Origin of the sequence: uncultured Gimesia sp., from assembly GCF_963976445.1 — a bacterium.
GTDB lineage: Bacteria > Planctomycetota > Planctomycetia > Planctomycetales > Planctomycetaceae > Gimesia.
In genome coordinates this window covers 47,252-72,971 of the sequence record NZ_CAXBKP010000017.1, presented here as the reverse complement: position 1 = coordinate 72,971, position 25,720 = coordinate 47,252, and the positions used below count along the sequence as shown (strand labels likewise).

Below are 25,720 nucleotides of genomic sequence, written 5' to 3'. Positions count from 1 at the left end.
CTATACGTAACAAAATCAATTCTGATCAGTCGGCTGGGTGACCGATTCAAAGGTGTCACCAATTATCAACCGGTCCAGATAAAGCGAATCGCTGACCTCGGTATACTGACCAATCCGCACGCCCAGCGCGTTGATCGATTTCAGCAGGTTCGCCCCTTTGTTCCGTTTCACAACCGCATCGGGAGTCTTGCTTCGGTCCTCGGCTGGATTCACCCAGAATTCCAGATGATTGAAATAGTTTGACTTCTTTTTCGAAAGATGCCCGACGAGCAAAAACGTTTCATCGTCCACCGGCTGCTCAAAAAAGGCTTCCTGTTTTACATTGAACCGGGCAAAGAATTTGCCTTCTTTGAACCCGATACTCGGCACCTGGGCATGACTGGTCCCCATGCCACCCATCGAACGATCAAACCAGAGGCCAAAGAAATCGTCTTCATCCACGCCATGATATTGAACAAGCATACTGAAATAGAAATCGTCGGTAAGTGGTCTTTCGAGTTTGCGAGCAATACGATGGGCGAGCGACGGATGCGCATGATGATGGCCGCGCGCTTGCACGATCATTGGGCCGCCATCCAGTCCGCCCCAGCCCATTCGTTTTTCCGGCACCATCAGCCGCGTAAAATTCTGATCGGACCACCAGCCTTCATGACTGAATCCTACGCCCCCGCTCTGCTGAAATAATAATGCCGTTGGATATTCAAAATCCTCGCCCACCAAAATTCCCGCGGGCAGAGCCGACTTCTCCTTAATCAGGGAAATCTGATTCATCGGTTCCAGATTCTCAAAACGGGGCGATTCGTGAGGTGGATAGCTTCCCGACTTCGCTGCGATGAGCTGTTCGGGAGTCGGCACATCGGCAAACTTCGTCGGCGTGACACTGATTTCCGCCCCCTTAACGGCACCATTGGAAAATCGCAGTGCCTGACTCGCTTTCAGATTGGCAATCATCTGATGTTCTGCCGAAACCGACTTCACGTCGACTTCCCCTTCAAACACATGCACTTCCGCTTCACCCGATGCATCTACGACAGCACCGAAGCGTGTCCCTTGATCAATAATCCGAATTTTATCCGTATCAACAGTAAAGCCCTCTGCTTCCTCCGGTACATAAGCGGACAACGTGCCATAATGCAGCACGGCATTGAGAGGCGAACTAAGTTCAATTTGCGCTGGCCCCTCCAGCATGACGCCGGCCCCACTCTCAAACCGAATCCGGGCAATCCCTGACTTCAATAATAATGACTCACCCGCTGGAAATTTCGTTCCGTAAGGAATTTCATCTGCTTCCGTGTCTCCCCACACCGCATCTTCCGTATCCAGTAACATCCCTGCATAACTGGGCGTCACCGCGATCGGCTGCTCAGCGATTTCCTGTCGTTCAGCCTGATTGAACCAGAACAGTCCTCCGACCAGCAACATCACCACGACCGCAGAGACCCACGACAATAGATTCCATCGGCTTCGACCAGATGCCTCGACGTTGGCAGCCACTACAACGTCGGCAGATTGGTTCGATTCCGTTTCACTGGCTTCCAACGTCTCCAGACTGATTTCTTCCGGCACCGCGGCATACAGGTTCGACGTCAGCAGCGAATCCAAGTGAATTTGATTCGTATATTCTTCGATTAACTCAGGATGGGCATTCAGAATCTCCGTGAGCCGCGCGTCTTCGTCTATCGTCAAACTATTTTCGAGCATCCGACTGGTGAGTGCCGCCAACTCTGCGTGAACCGCTTCATTCTGTGGGTTCATAATCGTGCCTCCTGGGCCACTGTCTTTTGAATACACTCCATGAGCGTTTTCCGAATCCGATAGAGGGTCATCGATACTGCGTCCGCCGACCGCCCCTCCAGTGAAGCAATTTGATTAACGGGCATCGCATCACAATACCGGCTCTCCACCAGCTGCCGATGTTCGGGAGGCAGCTTTTCCATACAATAGGCGAGCGCCTCTGCATGCGATTTCGCCTCGACCGCCCGCCGGGTTGCAACCGCCGCGATCTGCTCTAGCGTCTGTTCGTCAAACGCGGTCTGACCGTCGTTCCGCACCCGCTTGAAAAACGCGAGCCCCTGCAGCTGCGCAATCCGGCATGCCCAGGGAAGAAAATCACGATCCCAATCATACTCGCTCCGTTTCCGCCACAGAACGGTGTTCGTTTCCTGCAGCACATCATCCACATCCGCGGCTCGACGAATCAGCGCGACCAAGAGCCCCCGCAACACAGGTTGGCTCCCGGCAATCAACGCGACATACTCTTCATCGAGATCACGATTCGACAAAACGGAAACCTCTCCTGCGCAAGATAAGGCGAATTCCAATCAAAACAACACTCTGCATCAGTTGATTAGATCAATCAGCTCTAATCTAACGCAGAATTTTTGAAAAAGATAATTTAATGAGGGACGGAACCGGATTTGAAATGAGATCCACATACCCGAAAGTCTATTGTGATAACAGTTTGCGCCTATTTACCGGGGTGGGCCCGAATGCAATTTGGACCGAGCGCAGCGAGCAAGATGTACCGGAAAACACGTTGCCAGTTTTCCCGGGTACATCACACTCTTTTCTGCATGTTCAATCTGTAACGGAAATTTATTCTAATTCCCATACTCGCTCTGCCACTTCCTGTTGCCTACGGCAATACCGGATTACATCCGGTACCACCCAGAAAAGGTTAATTTCATCTGGAATTGGAAGAACGATTCATTCATCCTGCTGTTTCTGCAAAGCCCGCTTCGTAAATGCCAGCACATGCGGTATCGCTTCCCGCACGACCGGAAACGTGTGGCCCCCTTTGAGCTCCACGTATTTGTGCGTCTGGTTGAGTTTCACCAGTCTATCACGAAAATGCTCGTTCATCGTCCGGTCGAAGGCTGCGTCGGCAGTGATGATCAGAACCGACATCCCTTTTAACTTCTCTGCCCCATTCAGCGGGTTGAACCGTTTCCAGATAGTTTCGTCTGTGCCAAACCGTTCCAGTGGAACTTTGTAAGACTGCCCTTTCGGTAAACCGGTCCGTGGAAAATCAAGCAGCCCGATGATGGAACTGACGGCGGCAAACTGTTCGGGATGACGTTCGGCAAAGTTCACACAACCAAAGCCCCCCATCGACCAGCCGGCAATCGCCCACCGCTTCCGATCTTTCGGCAGTTGATATTCTTGCGACACGACAGAGAGGACTTCTTCCAGGTACGCCTCATACACATCCTGTTTCCGCACGGGCGAATTGAGATACCAACCATCGTCGCCATCCGGCAGAATCACGAACAAACCGGAATCAAGCAGCTGTTTTCGAATCGTCTTCTCATCAATCAACGTCAACTCATGCCGACCGCGGCCGTGCAGGATCACCAACGTACGACGGTCCTCCGGTTTGATTTTCTGCCATTCGACGGGTAACACCACCACCGCCCGTTTCCGTTGCTTCAAACGGGTACTAAAAAACGAAACCGCTTCAATGCGTGGAAAGAGTTCCTTAACTTCTGGTACTGCCGCGTCTGTCAAACCGCCTTCAAAGAGCAGTACCATCAACGCCAAAACGAACACCAGCATGTTAATTGAATGACCTGAAATCATCATATAACCCTACCAGAAATCAACTCCCGTGTGCCATCCATGATCGCGAAGTCCTCATTGTAAGCGTTCCTATTGTGAACGGGTCGGCGTAAGCCGCCGTTTTGGGTTTGGATCGTCGGTTCAAAAACACTGCCTAGCGCCATTCCGCTCACTTTTGGTATAAAACCAGCTTAAAAAATATGTTTTTCGACTCACCGGGTGCCACTGTCGGCTTGTCCGACAGTGCTTAAAACAGCTCCCAAATCTATTATCAATAAACCCGAATTTCACAGATGCGTACATGATCCACACCATTCACATCAGTCACCACAATCCGTAACTGACTCACAGAAACTCCTGTTTCCACACGATGCACGCGACGACGTTGATAATTCCCGATCACCGTCTCTACCGTTTTCCATTCGGAACCATCATAGACTTCAATTGAATAATCCCGTACCGTTTCCGGCTGGGATTCTCCCCAGATCATGCGAGACGAGTAACCATCATGATGACTGAGCGTCAGATGCCGATGCAAGCCTGTATCGAAGATCAGTTGAATTTCACTCAACCTAATCGGCGTCTTCCACTCCAGCTGCAACGTCGCCGACAAACCCTCTGCCGGGTCTGACATCCAGCGATGACCACCGGGAAAGGACCTCTCAGGTGGTGCCCCACGATCTCCCTGCACGCTCCGCGTCTGTCCGGAAACGACATTCACTGCTTCAAAACCAGTCTGTTCGCTACTGGCGGTGATGCGTGCTGTTCGTGCAAAGTCGGCTTCGTCTTCATTTCTGATCCCTACCAGATACGCATCATCCCGTAACAGTCGCTGCTGGATTTGAGAGATTAGACGCGGATTCGAAATCACATCCGCAAGCGACATAGTGTGTTGAACCGCCAGCGCTGCCACCGTCCCCACACCCTGCCCGATCACCGCACAGGTCGCCATCACGCGGGTCGAAGAAAACGCCACATGTGTCGCGGAAATATTCCGCCCGGCAAACATCAGGTTACTTCTGTTCTCGGAAATACAAGCAGCGAGAGGCACATTATACAGGTGAGGCACCGCATGTTGTGTGCACGGTTCCTGCTCCGGCGCATCGATGCCTGCGGGGGGATGTAAATCGAGCGACCAGCCGCCGTAAGCAATCGCATCAGGAAAATCGCGGGACGAGAGCAGATCCTGTTCGGTCAAGACGTGCCGACCGATAAACCGCCGGCTCTCCCGTTTGCCTGGTAGAAAACCGAACCAGTCGAGCGCCCAGTGCGCAGCGGCAAATGGATCGTCTCCTTCAACCGTTCCCGGCGGGCCGTTCTTGACGTGATCCCAGATGCCCATCACGATAGCTAACAATTCATCGCGGATTGTTTCATTCTCTTTGATTGTATCGAGTGTGCCGCCCCACTCGGCCCACCAGTAACCGTACTCATGCGTCGGTTCCTCTTCCCCCGGCGTCGCGTAGAGTCGCAGTTTGAGTTCTTCCTTGTCGAACTTCCGTGCCCACTCTGGCGCGACGAAAGGCATCGGCCGCTCATGACGGCGGGCCTGCATCAGAATCGTGGAACCGAGCCTCTGGTTGTCAGCTGTTTCTGGAGCCAGTCTTTCCTGAAACTGCGATTGTCCTTCACGGCCTTCCATAAACAGTGCGCCCGCTTCCGCCGCCAGTCGACCATCGCCAGTACAGTCAATGAAAATCGCTGCATTGATGGTAAAACGATCTTCGGTGCTCTGTCGTTCGGCAATCGCCTGCTCAATCCGATCGTCCTGTCGTTTTACCGCAGTCACACACGTATTCAGCAGCAGTATCAGATTCGATTCGGCTTTACATTTCTCGTACAGAATCAGATCGAACATCGACGCCGAGCGCTGTGGATTCCGGACAGAGTTCTCCAGCCGCAGTTCTTCAATGATCCCCCCTTCGCGGGCTTCGGTCTCTAATTCCGCGCCACGATCAAAGTGCCCGGTGCCGTTCGCACCGACGATGTGCATGCGAACTTCACTCGACGCATTTCCGCCGAGAACGGATCGATCCTGGCACAAAATAACGCGTGCCCCACATCGTGCCGCCGCAATCGCAGCGCAGCAGCCGGCCATCCCGCCCCCTGCAATGAGGACCTCACAATCCAGGAAATGGTCTTCCAGTCTCGTCATTGATAAATTCCGTCTTTGAATTTGACATGGCCATTAAATGCCATATAATAAGAAATCCGTACTATATTTCAAGTATTAATATATAAAACAGCCATTGTAATGACACTTACAAACAAAGCACCGACGAATTCGCTGACCCTGGACCTGTCCGAACGCATTCGGCATCGGATCCAATCCGCGGAATTTACAGACGGCGATTTCTTTCTCACTGAAGCAGAACTGGCCGAGGAATACAATGTCTCGCGGCGGATTGCCCGGGAAGCCGTCAACCGCCTGTGTGCGTTGGGGCTACTCGAAGGCCGCAAGCGGAAAGGGCTCCTTGTCCGCCATCCCGACCCGGTCGAAGTCTGGGCGAACTGTCTCCCTTCACTGGCCCGGTCACCGGAAAAACTGGCCGACCTCGCACACTTCCGCTACGCCCTCGAAGTCGGAGCCATTGAACTGGCGATCAAAAATGCCAGCGAAGAACAAATTACTCAACTGGCGGCACTCGCAGAAGAATTCAAACAGACCGCCCGTACTCCCGAGGACCGTCCACAACGTATCGAAATCGAACGCCAGTTCCACGGGCTGATTCTACAAATGTCGGGTTCCTCTCTGATCGCCGACATGCAGAAACTTCTGGCGACACTGTTTGAAAATTCGTACCCCGCCCGGGAATCGCCCGTGCTGGAAGACGACGTCAACGACCGTATCATCTGGCAGCACTTTGAATTGGTCAGTGCCATTCAGGATCGCGACGTCGAACGTGCCCGCTCTGTAATGCGGTCTCACTTGAAATATCTTTTAATTTCACCACCGGAATCCAACTGAATTATCCCCTGTTCGAGGTTCAACATCATGCCACAACGCGCCCTCTCACTCGTTTCTGTATTCGCACTGCTTATCAGCGGTCTAATCTCGACTTCAGCAGTCATTGCAGGAGAAGACAATTCCCTGCCTGAAGTCGAAGTCACCAACGTGCGTAAAGTCTTCGATAACGGCGAGCACAACGCATTCACCGATATGATCGAATTCAAAGGGAAATACTATCTCACCTTCCGTACCTGCCCGGGCGGTCATATGTTGTTTCCGTCATCGCGGATTCTGATCATGCAGAGTGATGACGCGAAAACCTGGAAACAGGTCGATGAATTCTCGGTCCCCAAACGCGATGTCCGCGACCCGCATTTTCTGATCTTTAAAGATAAACTCTTCGTCTACACCGGCACCTGGTACTGCGGAGATTCGGCTCCTAAAACCAGAACGATCAATCAGCATCTGGGTTACGCCGTCTCATCTGCCGATGGTACGAAATGGTCGAAACCGACGATGCTGGAAGGAACCTATGGGCATTACATCTGGCGGGCTGCCGCCTATGGTGACAAAGCCTATCTGTGTGGTCGACGTATTCGACATTTCACTGAAGATGACAAGGATCGCGAACTCATCGAAACGGCCATTCTGGAAAGCGATGACGGACTCGTCTGGAAAACCGCCAGCCTGTTCAATGAAAAACAGGGAGACGAAACCGCGTTCCTGTTCGAGAAAAACGGCGATCTATTGGCCATCGGACGCAGCGGTTCGAACCCTGCCTGGGTCATGCGTTCGCGGCCTCCGTTTGAAAAATGGGATCGCAAGCAACTCGACCGTTATATCGGCGGCCCACTATTGGCAAAGTGGGGTGATCACTATCTGGTCGGCGGTCGGCAACGCAAGAACGGCAAATACGTAACCTCACTCTACTGGTTCAAAGACGATCAACTGCACGAATTCGCTTCGCTTCCCAGTGGCGGCGATAATTCCTATCCCGGTATTCTCATCCTGGACCCGAATCATGCACTGGTCTCGTATTACTCCAGTCATGAAAAAGATGAGAACGGGAAACCGATCACCGCGATTTACACGGCCGACCTGAAACTGAAGAATAAGAAATAAACGATTCGCACCCACAGGGAAAGCGCATGCACCTCAACCAACTGGAAACCGGCATTCTGTTTCGCAACGAGAAGCCGCACGTCAAGAGTGCGCATGCTTACTTTCCTTCGGTCGCCGTTTTGCCCGATGGCACGCTCATCGGCACGTATGTTCTGGGCGAGGCGTTTGAAGCAGCGAATCTGCAGGTGCACTGGTCACGGTCTCAAGATCAGGGGCAAACGTGGGAGTATCAGGGACAACTCAATCCGCAAACAACCGACCGTGTGACGTCGACGTTCGGACGATTGGCTGCTACGCCGGACGGCGAACTCGTCGCGAATCTGATTCGTTACGACCGCAGCGCACATCCCGACGAAGGCTTGAGTAATCCAAAGACGCTGGGACTGGTGCCGGCGAAACTTTTGTTGATGCGTTCCCGCGATCAGAAAACAACCTGGAGCGAACCCGAATTGATCAGGGCCCCACTGGTCGGCCCCGAGTTTGAAATGTGTTGCCCGATCACCGTTCTCAACGATGGTCGATGGCTCTGGCCGACTTCCACCTGGCGCGACTGGGATGGCAACCTGCCCAACGGAAATCGAATGGTGGCACTCGTTTCAAAGGATCAAGGAGCGACCTGGCCGGAATATCTCGACATCATGCACAGTGCCGACGACCAGTTGATCTTCTGGGAATCGAAGGTGATTGAATTTCCCGACGGTCGCCTGCTAGCGGTTGCCTGGTGTTATGATGAAGGGGCGAACACGGATCGCCCCAATCACTATGCCTTCAGTGACAATGGTGGCGTGACCTGGTCGGCTCCGGCTTCCACGCAGATATCCGGCCAGACATTAACGCCCTGCCTGCTCGACGACGGCAGTTTGCTCTGTGTTTATCGGCGATTGGATCAACCGGGCCTCTGGGTCTGCCATTCCCAACTCAATGAACAGGGGGAGTGGAGTAATCTCAACCAATGGCCTCTCTGGGGACATCAGTCGCTGCAGGGCAGCACCGTTACCGGCGAGAACATGTCCGCTAACTTTGCCGCCCTCAAATTTGGTGCCCCGCACATCGCCCGTCTGCCTGATGGTAGTCTGTTTATTACATTCTGGTGTTACGAACAAAATGTGAGTCTGATCCGCTGGTTCCGTTTCCGTACTGACTGAGCAGATTCTTTCGCTGTTGTCGGTGACAAGCCCCGCCGCATGGTTTACCATGAACGGATCAAAATACTCCAATTGATCCGCCCTACCTAAACCAGACGCTCTGAGGCCTCCATGAAATTCCTGCCGGCTTTTCTCTTCCTGTTCGCTCTTAGTCTCTTTCCCTGCACGACCCAGGCCGACTGGCCACAATACCGGGGCGATGCGGCCCGTAGTGGCTTTACCGAGGATCCCCTGCCCACGCGGATGGAACTGCAGTGGACCTATCGAACCAAGCAAGGCCCGACTCCCGCCTGGCCCACGCACACGCGCATTAAGTTTGATGAAGCCTTTCAGCCGATTATTGTTGAACAAACCGTGTTGTTTGGCAGTTCCACTGATGACCAGCTCTATGCCCTCGATTTGAAAACGGGAACGCTGAAGTGGAAATTTTTCACTGAAGGCCCGATCCGTTTTGCCCCAGCTGCCTGGAACGACCGTGTGTTCGTCACTAGCGATGACGGTAATCTCTACGCACTGTCGATCAAAGACGGTTCCCTGCTTTGGAAAAAACAAGGGGGGCCGAAACGAAAATTCATTATGGGCAACGATCGACTCATCTCACACTGGCCTGGCAGAGGTGGCCCGGTGGTCGTGGGTGATCAGGTTTATTTCGCCGCCGGGGTCTGGCCTTCTGATGGCGTCTATCTCTATGCACTCAATGCAGAAACGGGAGACGTCATCTGGAGCAATCAGGATTCCGGTCAGTTGTTGATGAATCAACCGCATGGCGGCGCGAGTGCGAAAAGCGGCGTCTCGTCTCAAGGTTATCTAGCCGCCAGCCAAGATCAGATTTTCATGCCCACGGGACGAGCGGTTCCCGCGGCGTTCGAACGGGCGACCGGGAAGTTTCAATACTATCATCTGCAGAAGAACCAGCAGCGCGGCGGTTCCGATGTGATGCTCGCCGATCGTTTTTTCTGTAACGCCGGTTGCCTCTACGATCAGACGGACGGGGGCTTAACGCAGCAAACGGGAACAGGCCCGATGGTTGCCACCCCCAAAGGCATTTTGCGCGGCAGTGGCCAGTCCTTGATTTACAGTGAATGGTCTGACCAGAAAACCCGCGATCGTAAAGGAAACCCGATTTCGGTCAGGCAGCTCAAAGAGAAACGCCTGATTCCGCTGGATTACAATATCACCGATGTGATTATCGCCGGCAGCGACGCGTACTGTGGCTCTCACAACAAAGTGACCGGCGTCGATTATAAAGCGCAAGCCAATACCTGGTGGTCGCATGAAATTGAAGGCACGGTCCGTGGCTTGGCGGCTGCGGATGAATGTCTTGTCGCCAGTACCGATCAAGGCGTGATCTACTGTTTTGCGAATGGAGAACCGCCAGAAGTAAGTCAAGCTGCTCTCGATAAACCTGTCGAAATCAGACCGCTTTATCACCAGGCGGCGAAAGCGATCTGCGACAAAACCGATGTCAAAACCGGAATCTGCGTCGACCTCAATGCGGACGATGCGTACCTGGCAGCTGCATTGGCCCGGGAGTCGAGTTTCCAAATTTATGTCGTCATGAAAAACGCAGAACATGCCGCCACTGCACGTCAATTTCTACATAATGAAGGTCTATATGGTTCACGTGTTGTCGTGCATGTCGCTGATCCGGAGCAGCTTCCCTATTCCAAACACTTTGCAAACCTGGTGATCTGCTCTTCTTCACTCTACCGAGAAATGAACGCGACACTTTTAGAGGAATCCCGCCGCATCCAGCGTCCCTATGGCGGTCAATTTTGCTGGGGGCCGATCAAGAAAATGCAGGTAAAAACCAAAGCTGACCTGAAAGGGGCCGGCAGCTGGACGCACCAGTATTCGAATTCGACGAACACCGTGAACTCGGATGACGAAATCGTCAAAGGACCACTCCGCATGTACTGGTATCGTGACATGGATTTCCAGATCCCCAATCGTCACGGCCAAGGCCCGGCGCCGCTGGTAAATCGGGGTGTGATGGTCGTCGGCGGTCTGCATGGTTTGTGCGGGCTCGACGCCTACAACGGGCATACGCTCTGGAAATATAAACTTAAAAATAATCTCACCGATATGAATGGTATCCACCATGATCTCAGTACCGCCGAAGTGGGCAGTAATTTTTGTCTGGGCGGCGATCATGCCTTTGTCAGTAAAGATGAAGTTTGTCACCAGATCGATTTAAAAACCGGCAAGCTGGTGCGCAAGATTTCCACGCCCGTCAGCCGCGATGATCCGAACCAGAACTGGGGCTACCTCGGTTATCATCAAGGCGTGATCTACGGCACCGTCAGCAACGACGCACATTACACAAGCCCCCGCTACAAAGGCCTGACGCTGCGGAATGAATCGGTACTGTTTTTCGCCATTGATGCCAACACGGGCGAACTCCTCTGGACCTATCAACCCGAACACTCAATCCGTAATAACGCAATTACGATCGGCAAAAACAGCGTCTATCTGGTCGACCGTGAAATCGCCAAAGCCGACCACATCAAAGAAGCCCGCCGGAATGGTCGCCCCAATCCCCCTTCCCCGGAAGACGCGTTGCGCAAAGGCAAGCTGAAAGCGTTCGAGGCCAAAACGGGCAAGGATCTCTGGGAGGACGATCAGGACGTCTTCGGTACCCAACTCGCCGTTTCCGAAGATCATGAAATCCTGCTGATGTTCTATCAGGGGATCCGACACAAATTTTTCAAGCTTCCCTCCGAAGTCGGTGGTCGCATGGCCGCCATTGATGCCAAGACCGGAAAACGGATCTGGGATATCAAAGCCGAGTATCAGTCGCACCCGGTCATTAATGACGACAAGATCTATGCACAAGGGGGCGCCTGGAATTTGAAGACCGGAAAACCGATCGATTTCAAATTCGACCGTTCCTATGGCTGCGGCCAGATTTCCGCCAGTAAACACATGATGGTCTTCCGCTCGGCAACACTCGGCTATGTCGATTTGACCCGCAAGGCGGGCGTCGAAAACTTTGGCGGCATCCGCCTGGGTTGTTACATCAACGCCATTCCCGCTGGTGGCCTGGTACTTGTTCCCGATGGTTCATCGCAGTGCAACTGTTCCTACCAGATGCAGGCCTGGTTTGCGCTGGAAGGGAGCGAGTGAAACTTTCTGAGTCAGGCTACGTCATCGGCTACTCTGATTGGATTCTGCTCTGAAAATCTCATTCCACGAACTCGATTCATTTTTCGGAGAATGAAGATCAATAACAGTAAAAAAGGTAGAACGAACCACACCTTTAACCGATCTGGGGTTAATAAAAACAAGGATACTGAGAAATTGGCCAACGCAAACATCAACAGGAAAGACCAGAAGTTAAAAAACTTCCGGTTTGTGTCTCTGGAAGAGGTAATTCCAAAGTAGGAGCGTGTATAGCCCACACTGATTCCCAGTAAAATAAGACAACTCCACAAAGCCATCCGCTCATGTTCTGCCATGATTTTTTCACATCTCTGATAAAACACATTAAATAAGAGCAACTTCATTAGTCTCAATATATTAGAGAATTATGAAACAAACTTCAAAAACAATTCTCGAAGTCAGATCTACCAAACGAGCTAAATCCTACCGAAATCTAGTCGGCAACAGGAATTCTCCCTGAAAAACAGGGAAATGAGAAATCAAGTTCTCAGATAATTCTCTAAAAAAACGGTAGTGATCTCCCCTGCCCCCCGTTAGTTTCAGCAGCGGGTCATTTTCCCAGGCAATACCGGAACACGGAATTGATGGAACAGTGACGAATCGAACCCCTCTTATTCTGACTGGAAAAATCATCTTGATGAAGTTCTTCATTGCGTTTGTCGCTATCGCCGGCTTTATTACCACCGGTGTTTCTTCTCAAAAACAACGCGGCGACCGGAATTGTGGTCGTCCGGGTCCCCCCCATCCAGATCCGATTCTGATATTATTTGATACTGATCAGAATGGTGAAATTTCCGCGCAGGAACTCGAACAGTCGGAAGCCGTTCTGAAAAAACTGGATTGGGACCAAAATGGAAAACTGACCTGCGAGGAACTGCCATGTCCCCCGCACCCGAAAAACGCGCAGGCGCGTGGTCACAGACACGAACGGGGACACAGACCGGGAGATGAACATCACCGCCCCCCAAGAGCAGGACGTCCGCCTCGTCCCGCACCACATCCCGGCGAAGATCGATTCGATCCCCCGCAACAGACTCCCGTCTCACAAGATGCTCCCGCAGGCACTGTGCTCTTCACAGGCGGTTATCAAACCGATCCTCGCGATCATGGGAGACCGGTTGCGTTGATCGCTGCTGCTCTGGGCGTGAAGCCACAAGTCTTTCGAGACGCCTTCAGCAATGTAAACCCGGCGCGGAATGGAGCCCCCACCGCAGCCAGAGCCATCGCGAATAAAAAAGTGCTGCTGGACGCGCTGAGTAAACACGGCATCACCAATGACCGGCTGGACGCGGTCTCAAATTATTACCGCTACCAGCCTGGGAGAGGAAATCTCTGGAAGCACACTCCCGCCAGTGCGACAGCAATCATCAAAGACGGAAAAGTGACCGGCTTTAAAATCACCAAATCTGGTTCCGGCTATCTGACTCCGCCGACAGTAACCGTCGCCGGCCACCCTGAACTGCGTGTCAAAGCCACGCTGAAATTCAGCAAAGATTTCCGCACGAACGGCAGCCTTAAATCACTGACGATGGAAAACTGATATAAAAAAAGTGATCGCATGAAATAGTTCATGCGATCACTTTAATATCAGACACTCAGTAATTTTACAGACCACATCGTTTATAAGGCTTCTGCCTGCTGCTTGAGTGCTTCCAATTGAGCCTCAATTTTGTCCTTCGCAGCCGAACTCTGATAGAGTGATTGCAGTTCCTTGGCCGTGTCATTTAATTTGATATAAGGCCCCTGAAACTCACTGGCATATGCTTCGAGAGACTCCATTAAAATAGAAAGATTCTGGGCTGCCCCCTTGGGACTTTTCTTGGCAGATGCCACAAATTCTTCGACGGATTTTTGCGCGACCTCGTTTCGAGTGTGCTCTGCCTGAGGCGGTGCAGAAGGTCCACCACATGCAGTGAATATGGTTGTCAACAAGATTAAAGCGAAACAACGAAGCAGTTGCTTCCCAAACACGAATTTACTGTTCATCTCTCTGTGCCTTTAGTATTGAAGTAAAAAAGCAGCTCCAATAGAAAAGATTGGAGCTGCAAACTCTTATTTACAATCGAATTTCAGTTCCAGCTTAGAACTCACCAATCGTATTCCCATCACCAATCGCCAGCAGATTTAGATAGGTGGTCTGATCAATGTTTTCAGAAATGAATCGAACCGAACCATCAGTCAACATTACATGCACGCCACCCACGTGGAAACTGCGAGCGGCCTGACCTGATCCTTCATTCGTGTCATCCGGATTATTACGTCGGTTAAAGTTTTTATCAGACGTATTATTGGATGCATAAGGCGTACGGTCAGTCACTAGACTGGTATTGGGAGTCAACACACCGTTTTCGTTCGTCCCACTAAACAGCGCTCCAGTACACCAGCCCCAAGCTCCCTTGTCATCTCCGGTATTGGTGCCGGTTACGATTTCACCAACCATAATCACATTCGTCGTCCCATCGGTGATATCGCGAATTTTCGCACCATTCTGGGCGATCGCACTGAAGATACCGCGACGAGAGTTGTCGTTGAAGTCAGCAATATCTAATGTTGAACCTGATCCAACGGATCCAGCATAGGTGATTTTTGAAAACCCGTTGAAGTCCTGAGTCAATAAAAAACGATCTACCCCCGGTTGAGAAGGACAGCGTAGAAGTGGAATTTTAGTCTGCAGAACACTGTCGGTTGTACTGGCATTCGTACTGCGTGCTGGTAACGACATGTTGTAATTATTGTACAACGGCCCCTGATCCATATATGGCAGAATTTGAACAACCCAAGTGGTTCCCCAGTTTGCGTGACGTCCATTTGCTTGAGCAGAACCCACTCCGTACCACACAGCGGCGGGAGGAAACGTGCGATGTGTGTCATGGTAATTATGTAAAGCCAACCCGATCTGCTTCAGACTGTTTTTACAAGTACTGCGGCGGGCTGCTTCACGTGCCTGCTGCACAGCCGGCAGCAACAGTGCAATCAGAATCGCAATGATGGCAATCACCACCAGCAATTCGATTAGCGTAAAACCTCTTTTTGTGTGTACGTTTTTCGATCGCATAAATATATTCCCTGAAAATAGTGGATGGTGGATAATGAAAAAGCGGCCCAAAACAAAATTGGTCTAAGATAGATAAAACCAGATCACATGTTTCTTAAAATGAAATTCGGGCTCTCAGAATTGATAACAATCTTGAGGAAGGAAACCTGACAGACTCACCTTGAACACAATATAAGAAACACTCTTATTACGTTAAGGTATTGAGAATTTTAGGTTATTTCTGATGACTGACAATCAGTAGAATATTTATTTCATCTAGTTACACGAAAAAACGAAATATTCTGCAGGCAACAATTAAGTTTGAACAGTACTTTCTCGCAACAAAAAAACACCACCCCCACAAAGAGTGTACAAACAAAAACTGCACAGGGAACTATACTGGCTCATTAAAAACTTACTCTGCTTTTGTACCCCAAAGAAAAGTAGAACACGTCTCACAATCACCAAACAACGACTGGATGCATTCAGCAGAATGCGTGTCCAAGAAACTCAATATGCGACCGTGTTTTCGTTTGATCAATTTGACAAAATCAACCAGGATGCACGTCTGCCATTTTTGACAGGTCGGCTGACCTCAAAGGAAATCCATTTCTGAAATATTTGTCTCATTAGCAGAGTAAAACCTCTACTGCGAATCAGCACTTTTCATTCGACCTTGTTTCTGCAAGCTTGAAGTAATTTACCGCCCCCCTCTCCTAGCGAAACCCCTCCCTCGATACATTCTTCCTGTAAAAACCTTAAAAATGCGATAACTCCTTACCTCCTCTGGAAAAAGAGCAATCCCGAAATCCTCTATATGGAGGTTTTTATCTCTTTCCTGAGAAGATCGCACTATGCTAAATATGCGGCGCAGGCACATCCAATATCGATTCAAATTTCCCGAAAAACCAGTTCCTTCCTATGGAATCGTGAAACCTCTGACTCAGTCAACTAACCTGATAAAGACCTCAATGATTCGTTCAGGCAGAATTGAATGCAGACCATCTCTGCCATTCAGAACAAGGATGTATGAAAGTCATAGTAGATGGCCAAATCAAAAAACGCGCTCTTAAAGCTGGAACAACTGACCGCACAACTAGAGCAGTCAGTTGTCTCCAAACTACATCAGGCCCTGTCTGAGATCAGTGCGCAAATAACCGAAACACATCGGAGAGAAGATCAATCTCTCCCCCCCATCAATGTCATTACCAATGCCACTTTGGCAATGAGTGATCTGCAATCAACGATCACAGAAATGAAACAAACACTGGTCAGCGTCCGCAGCCAACTCGCCGAAAGCCAGCAAAAAAGTCAGGACATTGCAGAGACCCAAGCCAATGCGCTTGTGAACTCAGCACATATCATCAATGAATTAGAGGAAACGCGAGAAAATCTGCAACATGCTCATCGAATTGCGGAAGCTGCCACTCAAGCCAAGAGTGTTTTTCTCGCAAATATGAGCCATGAAATTCGTACGCCGATGACGGCCATTCTGGGCTTCAGTGAAATGCTCCACAGTGCCGAGATTTCCGAAACGGATCGGTTGAAAGCAGTCCAGACAATCCAGCGCAACGGCCACTATTTGCTGGATGTCATCAATGATATTCTGGACCTTTCCAAAGTCGAATCCGGAAGACTCGAACTGGAAAAACGAAAACTCAACCCGGTCAATGTATTGCTCGATGTAAAGGAGCTACTGGACGATCATTCGAAAACGAATAAGAACAAGTTAATCCTGGAACTGCGCGGCGAAGTCCCTGCTGTGATTCAGACAGATCCAACTCGCCTGAAACAGGCACTCGTTAATCTTACCGGGAACGCGATCAAATTCACCGAGAACGGCACGATTCGTATCAGGATCGAATATCACCCCGAGAGTGAATTGCTCAGTTACCATATCATGGATTCGGGGATTGGTATTTCTGATGAATTATTACAACACATTTTCCAGCCCTTTGGTCAGGTCGATTCTTCAACCTCACGTAAGTATGGTGGAACAGGACTGGGATTAACCATTACCAAACGGATCGCGGAACTGCTCGGGGGTAACGTGAGTCTGAAAAGTGAATACGGCACAGGCAGCGAGTTCATCCTTAGTATTGCTGCCGAGATCCCACCAGGCACGCCTATGTTGACTTCGATCGATGACTCTTCTGCTTCCCGATCAACGATCCTGGAATATTCTGTTAACAGTCCCCTCAACGGCCGGATTCTGCTAGTGGAAGATGGACCAGACAACCAGCGTTTGATTCGATTTATCCTAAATAAAGCAGGGGCCGAAGTCACCATTGCCAAAAATGGTGTCGAAGGCATTAAACTCGCGCTGGCAGCAAAGGAGACAGAAGCCCCGTTCGATCTGATCTTGATGGACATGCAAATGCCGGTCATGGATGGGTACGAAGCAACCCAGACACTTCGTGAACTCGCATATAAAGGTCAAATCGTTGCACTGACTGCGAATGCGATGAAAGGCGACGCGGAACGATGTCTGGCGGCTGGCTGTGACGCATACTTATCCAAACCCATCGACCGAAATGTGTTCATTCCTGAAGTGGCTAACCGCTTGGGACAGAACTCAAACACCGAAAAAGGCAGCCCGAAACAGACTGCTTAAATCGACAACTTTACGGACGTCAGTTCCAGCACTCCCCACATCCCGTTCAATAGTTGATTAAACCTTGCATGCAAAAGCTCGTCCAGATGGAAATCATCTAATTGACCATCAGCCCGCGAATATGTATGAGTTTCACTAGCGCGTATGGAGTCCGCGAATTGGGTCTGTTAATGCAGTCCTACACCAATCAATACCTTACGCACCCTGCTGCCTTTCTGCTGACGAAGACAAAATTGATCATTGTAATCACATTTATGAACGAACATCGGGATTCCTAGTGGAGCGTCATTTTTAAATATTGGGTTGATAGATATCACGAGAGTGCGACAACGGAGCACGTAAACAACACCCCCAACCCTCAATTCCTAGCTTGCTCTGGACACATCGTCCGAGAGCCATTAGTGTTCAACTGACCTGCAGTGTCTGTGAGACCAGATTCCACTCATCTGTCAGGACTGCTACTCTACTTTCATGGGGCCGTGAATACGGTCTACTCAAAAGCCAATTGTCTGGCGGATCGATTTACCTGATTGGGAGGTTACGGCGATGAGTCACCTATTAACCTGTGTGCTCGCAATGTCCTGCTGTCCGCCCGAAGGAATTCCTGGAAAAGCGGAAATAGATGGCTGGAGTTCTACTGTCTTATGGAACAGTGATGTAGTTTCCGCTCGACTCTTGGTCAAGTCGTCGGCCTCGCTGACAGACAAGAAGTGGCTGATTCTGGAAATGGAGAATCACACGCAGAAGACCTTGCAGGTTGGGCAGACGTGGATGCATCTGAACATGACTCTCAGGGAGATCCCCTCGGGTAATGTTTTGACGACGAGCGGGCTTAGTGGTGTCTTCCGTTCAATAAAGACACTCTCTCCGGGACGCCATCGCTTCTGCGGAGATACACTCGAGTCTGCCGATATAGGATTGCCTCCTGTCACTGGGCTGCGCGTCGAGATTCAGGCGAAGGTTGAAACTGAGATCGTGGGCGGAGACCGCTATCAGACCCCGAAGGACGCTCCATCCGTTACGTTTGATTGGCGTTACCCATCTGCGACGGAGATGACTGAGTTGATTCAAGAAATGAAACAACACCTCAAAGCTACTGGAGATCTTGAAAAGAATCTGTTCCGGATGAGCGCTTTATTCAAAGTGCCCAAGGTGCAAGACAGTCTGGTACTGGAAGACTATCTGCCGGCGCTAAGGGCTTCACGCGACAATGTCCGCCACCTGCTCGTCCCGAATGTCTTCGTCAAGTACGCTGATGCGCCGGAGGTACTAGCCTACTACCGCGAGGCATTTCAAACGGAGCCAGACGTCGTCTATTGGGATGCCGCGGACTACAACATCTGGAATGAAGAGTTTCTTGAACCAATCGTTCAAGGCTGTGAAAAGGGCAAGTGGCACTATTTCAGCGTGCTCAGACGCCACACGTCTGAGTGGCGGAAAAGGGCGCCCTATGTCGCTCGCGTCTCGGCTGCTTTGTTAAAGCACCATCCTATCCTCAAGCGCCAGGTGCAAACGATCCCTGACAAGGAATTGTCACACTGGGCCACGGCTGTCCTTGATGCGGGTGCAGTTGCCGATCCGAAGTTGGTCGAATTACTGAAACCAGCGCTGGAAGATAAACGACAAGCGCGGATTAACTACGGCTCCGGAGGCTGGCATGAAGGTCGTGTTTGTGATCGCGCACTTTCGGCAATTCTGCAAATCCTTGATGGCGATTCATGGGCAGCTTTTCTGGCGGCGGGTGTCACAGGTTGGGGAACGGAAGAGAAGCGTTTAGAAGCGTATGGTCAGGTTATTAAAACCCTAACGAAGCGCCTCAAATCACTTCCGAAAGAGGAGCGTTTAGAATCGTATGATCAAGTGATTGAAATTCTAACAGAGCGCCTCAAATCACTTCCCGTCAAGAAGTGAATGAATTCGAGTGACTGGGACGAGAGTTATACATTCGATGTACAATACTTTGCGAGCTATTCCACTATAGCCAGAACAGCTGCTTGCTCGCTATTGGGCACCAGTACGCGCAGGCTCCGAATTTCAATATATCGACTTCAGTGACGTCTATTGAGAAGCAACATCTTGCGATAGTGACTACAACCAGTTTTGCCGCTTTGTAGTGATACGTTCGTAGTACTTTTTGATACGGATTCCGCGACGCCATCAACGAAACTGCGGGGACGGCGTACTAACCACCCTCGAACTTACACCGGGTGGATAGAATGGAGTGCATCCGAACATTCCCAAAACCCCACCCGGCCACATCGTCCGATGCACTTTGAGGGCAGCTAAAAATCTCAAAACCGTTCGTTGATTTGATCGAACACTCCAGACAGGGATCATAACATCGAGCTTGATTCCGAGAAAACGTATGGCTTCTTGAGTTATATAAATTGTCCGTTTTAAGTTCATTTTAACGAACAGCGCACGTTTCCCTGCACCACCTCGTTCAAAGCCGAGAGAATTTTGGCTCTGAGACTTCCGGAGCTTGAATCAACCTTGCTATTTCACTTTTGTAAACTTACATTAGAAAATAGCACTCATTGACAAGCTCTCGTCCAGGCAAAAGGAACCCAGCACGATGAAACGGGTCTCGAAACCAAATTTCTTCCATACGCTTTCTCGCTGGTTTTCCCTGCAGTTCAGTCTGCTGGCGATTTGCCTCTGCTGCTTGATTCCTTCGGAAGTCAAAGCCGCTGACAACTGGAAAGCGGGCCTTGCTAAAACTGTGATTACTCCGGAAACCGGAGTCTGGCTTGCCGGCTATGGGTCGAAACGCACCCCCGATGGAAAGCTACACGACATCTGGATGAAAGCACTCGCACTGAAGGACAACACAGGGCAACGCGCCGTCCTGATTACCAGTGACTTTCAAGGCGTTCCGAAAAGCATGAGTGACCGGGTCTTCGCGCAGACCAAAAACAAATATGGACTCGCACGCAAGCAGATCATGTTTACCTTTTCGCACAACCACTGTGGACCTCGGCTGGGTGATGATCTCTATGATTACTATCCGACCACGCCCCAGCAGGATCAGCTCGTAGCAGAATATACCGATCGCATGGTCGACAAAACAGTGGAAATGATTGGACAGGCTCTCGCAAACCTGTCCCCTGCTCGTCTGCAGATGGGAACCGGACATACCACATTCGCCGTCAATCGTCGCAATAACAGAGAAGCAGACATTCCTAATCTTTTAAGGTCAGGGAAAGCACTAGTGGGGCCCGTAGATCACTCGGTCCCTGTGATGACGGTCACACGTGCTGACGGCACACTGGACGCCGTCCTCTTCGGCTATGCCTGCCATCCGACAACGCTCAGTTTCACCAAAGTCTGTGGCGATTACCCCGGCTTCGCACAGGTGGAACTCGAAAAGAATCATCCGGGTGTCACCGCGATGTTCGTCAACACTTGTGGCGGCGATCAGAATCCACTCCCGCGCAGAAAAGTTGAACTCTGCGAAAAATATGGACACATGCTGGCGATCGCCGTCGAAGAAGTATTGAAGAAACCACTCGAACCTATCTCTCCCGGCCTGAAGACGGCATTTGAATATGTCGAATTGCCTTACCTCAAAGTCGTCACCCGCGCCGATCTGGAAACAGACACCAAAAGCGGCAGTGCCATCAAAAAACGCTGGGCGGCACGTTTACTGAAAAAACTGGATCAGGGAGAAACCTTCCCGACAGCCTACCCCTACCCGATCCACGCCTGGCGACTTGGCACAGAAATGCTGATGATTGGAATGGGCGCAGAAACTGTTGTCGATTACTCGCTTCGCTTTAAACGAGAATTCGGGCCGGGCACCTGGGTCTGTGGTTATGCAGACGACATGATCTCCTACATCCCTTCCAAACGCGTCTGGCTCGAAGGCGGATATGAAGGGGGTTCAAATTTGTATGAATACGGACGCCCCGCCTATCGCTGGGGACCTGATACGGAAGACCTCATCTCAGCTTCAGTCCACAAGCTGGTCAAACAAGTGGATCTGAAAGCAGATTGAAGGTCTCATTTGACGGCTGTTAGCTGCCTTAAACTTCGACAGACGAAACGGGTTTATCGGCAAAGATCTTCTGAATGAGTGGCTGCTCTAAAAGCTGTATCCGCTCGCCTTCAGTCAAAGGACGCATCGGACGGGGCGCAAAGTTACCGGGAATGCCCCGCATGTTTAAAATCGTCGTGACCGTCGAAAATAGCGGCGCGGAAGACGCGACCAGAAGTCGCAACAGTTCCGAGAGGTCCTGCTGAATCAAAGCCAGCTCGTTCCAGTCTTCAGCTGCGGTAGCCGCGACCATCTTTTCAATCCACTCCGGTACTAGGCCATAGATTCCGTCCAGATGCTCGCGTACTCCGGACCGTAACAGAACATCCATTAAATTCGGTTGCGCCACAATCACCCGAAACTCATCACCAATCGAATCTAGTACGGGCCGAATCGTCACAAAATGATCCGAGCATTTGATTCCATGAATATTTGGATGCTCTGCCAGCTTCAACACCGTTTTCACTTCCAGCTTCGTGCCCGTTGTCTGAGGCAGGTCGTATAGAAACAGTGGTTTGGAACTCAAGTCGGCCAGTGACAGATAATAATCAACCAGATCTTCCTGGCTGAATTTCACGAAAAACGGAGCCACCACCACAACACCATCGATGTTAAAGTGCTCGACCATGCGAATCCGATCGCGAGTCCGCACAAAACTGGTATCGCCTACCCCCACCAATAATTCGGCTTTGCCTGCATTGAAATGAACACTCTGCTCGACCAGTTGCCGGTACGTCGATTCCGTGAGCAGTTGCATCAGCCCCATTGTCCCGGCTACTAAAAAGCCATTGATGCCATGTGCCAGTTGATCATGAATATGAGCTTCCAGTCCCGGAAGGTGCAATTCTTCGTCGGACGTCAAAGGAGTTCCCAGCGCAGTAATCATCTTGATTGAACTCATGATAGAAATCGACTTTCTTTATTTAATGGGAATTTAAGTTGTCAGATCAATAAATTCTGGTAGTGTCACCACCGGACAGGTTGAAGAAGACAGCATGCGATCGATCGAAGCCTGATCTTTAAACCCCGTACCTGTAATTAGACAAGCGACTGTCTCTTCACGTTGTATTTTTCCTGCTTTGGCCGCCTGCAGAACCCCTGCCAGAGAAACCGCGGCTGCCGGCTCACAGAAAATTCCCTCCTGACGCGCGAGTTGCGACTGCACCTCATACACCGTTTCATCTTCGACGAGATAACCGCAACCGCCCGTCTGCCGACAAGCGGCAATCACTTCGTTTCCGTCAAGTACGCTGGCCACCTGCAGTCCGCCGATTTGTGTTGTACTATGACAGGGCTGCGCCTGATCTGATCCCTCTCGTAAAGGACCAGCGATCGTATTATTCCCCGCTGGCTGAACACAGTGCATCGCAGGTAGCCGCTCAATCTGTTTCTGGTTCAGCGCCGCTTCAAAACCCCGCACAATCGATAGCAATAGCCCCCCGCCTCCTGCACAACAAAAGACATGATCGATAGAACGCTGCATCAAATTTGATTGACTCACCAGTTCCGCACCGATGGCCTCCACCCCCATCATACTGACGGGGCTGTACTGATAACTGCTGATTTGAAGTTGCGCATCAGAGGCCGCCCCCAATTGTTTCAGATATGCAAAGGCGTCTTGGGTAATTTCCGGGTCGGCTCCAAAATCCTGAATCTTCCAAATTTGGGCACCATAGGCCAGCATCTGTTTCAATTTGTTTTCCGGCGCGCCAATAAACACAGCGACCTGACATTGCATTCCGGCGGCGGCACAATAAGCGGCCAGCGCAGAGCCAGCATTCCCGCTGGAAGAAGTAACCACGCGTGTTTTACCATTCGTCCGCATGTCGGAAATCGCGGCAGCGGCAAAACGATCCTTGTAAGACCCCGTGGGATTAATGGTCTCCAGCTTGAAATACAAATGATCGAGCCCTGCGCTCGGACCAATCTGACGCGAACGCAAGAGCGGCGTTTGCCCTTCGCCTAACGTGAATCGATTCGTATCCATTTACCAGTCCCTGGTAAGAAATCAGCAATCTTGAGCAAAACGTCACTAATTGTCTTGACGTCCTTACTCTCGGTTATATGATAAAACTCCAGATTGTATTACAATCTCTCATCTTATAGTACAAAATCATTTTACTGGCAATGAATCGATCCCACAGTCTGGGAAGCAGATTCAAGAAAATGGTACACGGTCGTTCCTCCGCTCGAACCCTTGTTGTCATTATCAACAATGCTCACAGGAAAGCAGTTTTTACGATGAAAACGTCACAGGATGGTCGTCCACAAGAGTCAGTAAAAACCTTAAGTGCTGAACTGGCCGACCACCTCTGCGAACGAATCCGTAACGACCGCCTTGCTCCAGGAGCCCGACTGGGAACAGAAGCAGACCTGGCTGATCAATTTGGTGTTTCACGGACCGTTGTTCGTGAAGCCATTGGTTCGCTGAGAGGTCTAGGCGTAGTGACAGGACGCCAGGGACTCGGTCTCTGCGTTGCAGAAGCCAATAACTTTTCCTCAGTTTTAAGAAAAGCACTGGTACCACAAGTTGCCAGCCCAGAGGGATGGCGCGAACTACAACAATTGCGAGCCGTAATCGAAATCGGCTCCATTGCTCTGACAGTGGAATTGATCTCCGCTGAAGAAATCGTTCGACTGCAGACGATTGTTGCCGAAATGAAACGCGTGATGAAAAACCTTAATCGCGACCCGGCTGGTACCAGCAAAGCATACAAAGAGCTGGACTATTTGTTTCATCAGACAATCCTGAACGCCTCTCACGGAAAGTTTATGCAACAGTTCCATGGCGTCTTGTTGGATTACTTCCATGCGGGCGATTTATACGGCCGCTCTCCGGCTGAAAAAGGCCTCAGGGAGCATGAACTCATCGCCAATGCAATTGCAGACCGGGATATCGATCAAGCGACCAAATTTCTGACAGAGCATCTCAGACCACAATTGAAAGCACCCTGTAAGTAATCTATAGCAAAAACGATTTGAGTCAAAATACGATTAAAATCAGCAAGACGCCCGCGTCGCTGATATGAATATAAAACAGCTCGACCTGAAAACAGTTTAAAGCAATCATCAAAACCCTGCACAGGGTAAATCTCGCATCTTTGTGCTGAGATATTTTTATCGTATTTTTTTTGCTAAGTTTGATGGAGACGGTGTTATGTTACAGATCAACTCAGAGAAAAGACCGCGTGGATTTACACTGATTGAATTACTGGTGGTGATTGCCATCATTGCAATTTTAATTGCTCTCCTGCTGCCTGCAGTCCAACAGGCCCGCGAAGCAGCACGACGGTCATCGTGCAAGAACAACATGAAACAGGTTGCCCTGGCGTTGCATAATTATCACGATACACACAGTGTATTTCCGATGGGTGCAGCAATCAGTGGAGGCTGCAGCGGCTTTTCGGGAAGTCATATGTTTTCCTGGGGTGTGCACATTCTGCCGTTCATGGATCAGGCCAATATCTATAACAACCTTAATTTCTCTGGTTCAACGCCTTTCGTCCCCGCAAATTTCACATCCAGCGGATGCCTTTCCCCCGTGCAACCTTTCCTGTGCCCCAGTAATCCACAACCAGATGCCGTCGTCAATAAAGCGGGCGCATTTGCCGGCGCACTTCCCAATGGAATGGCCAGAACTGATATTGGAGGCGTCGCCGATTCCATTAGCTGGAAATGCAACAGCGGCTCAGGCGTGCGTCCCACCTCTGTTGGTAACGGTGTGCTCTATGCGATTTCCAGCGTCAAAATGCGGGATATCATTGATGGCACAACCAATACGCTACTTGTTGGCGAAATCACCGGCTCTCTTTCCCAAACGGGACTGAATGGCAATTCCTACACGGGCTACGATGTCTTCGACACCAGTAATGGTCTCAACAGCATCGATACGGTTCCCGGCGGTGGAAGCTTTGCATTCAGACCCCAGGGATTTTCCAGCTACCATGTCGGCGGTTGTCATTTTACCTTATGTGATGGTTCCGTTCGCTTTCTCTCGGAAAACATCGACCAGGGAACACTGTCAGCCCTCACCACCCGCGCCGGTAAAGAGGTTGTCGGCGAATTTTAACTTCGCTTACTTCGCCTGACTGTCATGAAC

The 25,720-nt window shown here is 50.7% G+C and carries 18 protein-coding genes; 10 read left to right on the top strand and 8 right to left on the bottom strand.

Translation table 11 applies throughout. The features are described from left to right. Window positions 1-15 precede the first annotated feature (15 nt). The 4 genes from AAC022_RS18090 to AAC022_RS18075 form a co-directional block, all read right to left on the bottom strand. Window positions 16-1,755 carry a FecR domain-containing protein gene (locus AAC022_RS18090; protein WP_339733323.1) on the bottom strand — a complete coding sequence of 580 codons (1,740 nt, stop codon included), beginning with the start codon at window positions 1,753-1,755 and terminating at the stop codon, window positions 16-18. Continuing rightward, window positions 1,752-2,282 (bottom strand): sigma-70 family RNA polymerase sigma factor, encoded by a 531-nt coding sequence (locus tag AAC022_RS18085; protein ID WP_339733321.1) that lies wholly within the window; start codon window positions 2,280-2,282, stop codon window positions 1,752-1,754. The genes AAC022_RS18090 and AAC022_RS18085 overlap by 4 nt, the downstream gene beginning before the upstream one ends. 424 nt (window positions 2,283-2,706) lie before the next feature. Continuing rightward, window positions 2,707-3,555, bottom strand: a complete 849-nt coding sequence (locus AAC022_RS18080; protein WP_339733319.1) for an alpha/beta hydrolase-fold protein — start codon at window positions 3,553-3,555, stop codon at window positions 2,707-2,709. 274 nt (window positions 3,556-3,829) lie between these two features. Beyond that, complete coding sequence (locus AAC022_RS18075; protein ID WP_339733317.1) at window positions 3,830-5,713, bottom strand: FAD-dependent oxidoreductase; 1,884 nt, start codon at window positions 5,711-5,713, stop codon at window positions 3,830-3,832. 99 nt (window positions 5,714-5,812) lie between these two features. On the opposite strand from AAC022_RS18075, the gene AAC022_RS18070 reads away from it, so the two are divergent. From AAC022_RS18070 to AAC022_RS18050, 5 genes are all read left to right on the top strand, one after another. Then, window positions 5,813-6,526, top strand: coding sequence for an FCD domain-containing protein (locus AAC022_RS18070; protein WP_339733315.1), 714 nt, complete (start codon window positions 5,813-5,815; stop codon window positions 6,524-6,526). Window positions 6,527-6,553: 27 nt separating this feature from the next. Further along, window positions 6,554-7,630, top strand: coding sequence for a hypothetical protein (locus AAC022_RS18065; RefSeq protein WP_339733313.1), 1,077 nt, complete (start codon window positions 6,554-6,556; stop codon window positions 7,628-7,630). 26 nt (window positions 7,631-7,656) lie between these two features. After that, complete coding sequence (locus tag AAC022_RS18060; protein ID WP_339733311.1) at window positions 7,657-8,775, top strand: sialidase family protein; 1,119 nt, start codon at window positions 7,657-7,659, stop codon at window positions 8,773-8,775. Window positions 8,776-8,886: 111 nt separating this feature from the next. Then, a complete protein-coding gene (locus tag AAC022_RS18055) occupies window positions 8,887-11,901 on the top strand; it encodes a PQQ-binding-like beta-propeller repeat protein (RefSeq protein ID WP_339733309.1) in 3,015 nt (1,004 codons plus the stop codon). Window positions 11,902-12,574: 673 nt separating this feature from the next. Further along, window positions 12,575-13,477, top strand: a complete 903-nt coding sequence (locus AAC022_RS18050) for a hypothetical protein (RefSeq protein ID WP_339733307.1) — start codon at window positions 12,575-12,577, stop codon at window positions 13,475-13,477. A gap of 80 nt (window positions 13,478-13,557) precedes the next feature. Here AAC022_RS18050 and AAC022_RS18045 read toward each other — a convergent pair whose 3' ends face one another. Next, complete coding sequence (locus AAC022_RS18045; protein ID WP_339733306.1) at window positions 13,558-13,923, bottom strand: hypothetical protein; 366 nt, start codon at window positions 13,921-13,923, stop codon at window positions 13,558-13,560. A gap of 94 nt (window positions 13,924-14,017) precedes the next feature. Next, window positions 14,018-14,992 carry a DUF1559 domain-containing protein gene (locus AAC022_RS18040; RefSeq protein WP_339733305.1) on the bottom strand — a complete coding sequence of 325 codons (975 nt, stop codon included), beginning with the start codon at window positions 14,990-14,992 and terminating at the stop codon, window positions 14,018-14,020. A 1,024-nt stretch (window positions 14,993-16,016) separates the two neighbouring features. Between AAC022_RS18040 and AAC022_RS18035 the strand changes: the two genes are divergently transcribed. From AAC022_RS18035 to AAC022_RS18025, 3 genes are all read left to right on the top strand, one after another. Beyond that, window positions 16,017-17,585, top strand: a complete 1,569-nt coding sequence (locus AAC022_RS18035) for an ATP-binding protein (RefSeq protein ID WP_339733304.1) — start codon at window positions 16,017-16,019, stop codon at window positions 17,583-17,585. 546 nt (window positions 17,586-18,131) lie between these two features. Then, window positions 18,132-19,496, top strand: a complete 1,365-nt coding sequence (locus AAC022_RS18030) for a hypothetical protein (protein ID WP_339733303.1) — start codon at window positions 18,132-18,134, stop codon at window positions 19,494-19,496. Window positions 19,497-20,160: 664 nt separating this feature from the next. Beyond that, entirely contained in the window at window positions 20,161-21,582 is a 1,422-nt protein-coding gene (locus tag AAC022_RS18025) for a neutral/alkaline non-lysosomal ceramidase N-terminal domain-containing protein (protein WP_339733302.1), read from the top strand. 28 nt (window positions 21,583-21,610) lie between these two features. Here AAC022_RS18025 and AAC022_RS18020 read toward each other — a convergent pair whose 3' ends face one another. Beyond that, on the bottom strand, window positions 21,611-22,522 hold the full coding sequence (locus tag AAC022_RS18020) for a dihydrodipicolinate synthase family protein (protein WP_339733301.1): 912 nt from the start codon (window positions 22,520-22,522) through the stop codon (window positions 21,611-21,613). A gap of 33 nt (window positions 22,523-22,555) precedes the next feature. After that, window positions 22,556-23,608: a pyridoxal-phosphate dependent enzyme gene (locus tag AAC022_RS18015; protein ID WP_339733299.1), complete on the bottom strand. Its 1,053-nt coding sequence runs from the start codon at window positions 23,606-23,608 to the stop codon at window positions 22,556-22,558. 254 nt (window positions 23,609-23,862) lie between these two features. Here AAC022_RS18015 and AAC022_RS18010 point away from each other — a divergent pair, with 254 nt between their 5' ends. Then, a complete protein-coding gene (locus tag AAC022_RS18010) occupies window positions 23,863-24,582 on the top strand; it encodes an FCD domain-containing protein (protein ID WP_339733298.1) in 720 nt (239 codons plus the stop codon). Window positions 24,583-24,778: 196 nt separating this feature from the next. Further along, a complete protein-coding gene (locus tag AAC022_RS18005) occupies window positions 24,779-25,690 on the top strand; it encodes a DUF1559 domain-containing protein (RefSeq protein WP_339733297.1) in 912 nt (303 codons plus the stop codon). Window positions 25,691-25,720 lie beyond the last annotated feature (30 nt).

Excerpts from the sequence above, each read along its gene's own strand:
- AAC022_RS18090 (WP_339733323.1), bottom strand. The coding sequence starts at position 1,755 with ATGAACCCACAGAATGAAGCGGTTCACGCAGAGTTGGCGGCACTCACC.
- AAC022_RS18080 (WP_339733319.1), bottom strand. The coding sequence starts at position 3,555 with ATGCTGGTGTTCGTTTTGGCGTTGATGGTACTGCTCTTTGAAGGCGGT.
- AAC022_RS18075 (WP_339733317.1), bottom strand. The coding sequence starts at position 5,713 with ATGACGAGACTGGAAGACCATTTCCTGGATTGTGAGGTCCTCATTGCA.
- AAC022_RS18070 (WP_339733315.1), top strand. The coding sequence starts at position 5,813 with ATGACACTTACAAACAAAGCACCGACGAATTCGCTGACCCTGGACCTG.
- AAC022_RS18065 (WP_339733313.1), top strand. The coding sequence starts at position 6,554 with ATGCCACAACGCGCCCTCTCACTCGTTTCTGTATTCGCACTGCTTATC.
- AAC022_RS18060 (WP_339733311.1), top strand. The coding sequence starts at position 7,657 with ATGCACCTCAACCAACTGGAAACCGGCATTCTGTTTCGCAACGAGAAG.
- AAC022_RS18055 (WP_339733309.1), top strand. The coding sequence starts at position 8,887 with ATGAAATTCCTGCCGGCTTTTCTCTTCCTGTTCGCTCTTAGTCTCTTT.
- AAC022_RS18050 (WP_339733307.1), top strand. The coding sequence starts at position 12,575 with ATGAAGTTCTTCATTGCGTTTGTCGCTATCGCCGGCTTTATTACCACC.
- AAC022_RS18045 (WP_339733306.1), bottom strand. The coding sequence starts at position 13,923 with ATGAACAGTAAATTCGTGTTTGGGAAGCAACTGCTTCGTTGTTTCGCT.
- AAC022_RS18040 (WP_339733305.1), bottom strand. The coding sequence starts at position 14,992 with ATGCGATCGAAAAACGTACACACAAAAAGAGGTTTTACGCTAATCGAA.
- AAC022_RS18035 (WP_339733304.1), top strand. The coding sequence starts at position 16,017 with ATGGCCAAATCAAAAAACGCGCTCTTAAAGCTGGAACAACTGACCGCA.
- AAC022_RS18030 (WP_339733303.1), top strand. The coding sequence starts at position 18,132 with ATGAGTCACCTATTAACCTGTGTGCTCGCAATGTCCTGCTGTCCGCCC.
- AAC022_RS18025 (WP_339733302.1), top strand. The coding sequence starts at position 20,161 with ATGAAACGGGTCTCGAAACCAAATTTCTTCCATACGCTTTCTCGCTGG.
- AAC022_RS18020 (WP_339733301.1), bottom strand. The coding sequence starts at position 22,522 with ATGAGTTCAATCAAGATGATTACTGCGCTGGGAACTCCTTTGACGTCC.
- AAC022_RS18015 (WP_339733299.1), bottom strand. The coding sequence starts at position 23,608 with ATGGATACGAATCGATTCACGTTAGGCGAAGGGCAAACGCCGCTCTTG.
- AAC022_RS18010 (WP_339733298.1), top strand. The coding sequence starts at position 23,863 with ATGAAAACGTCACAGGATGGTCGTCCACAAGAGTCAGTAAAAACCTTA.
- AAC022_RS18005 (WP_339733297.1), top strand. The coding sequence starts at position 24,779 with ATGTTACAGATCAACTCAGAGAAAAGACCGCGTGGATTTACACTGATT.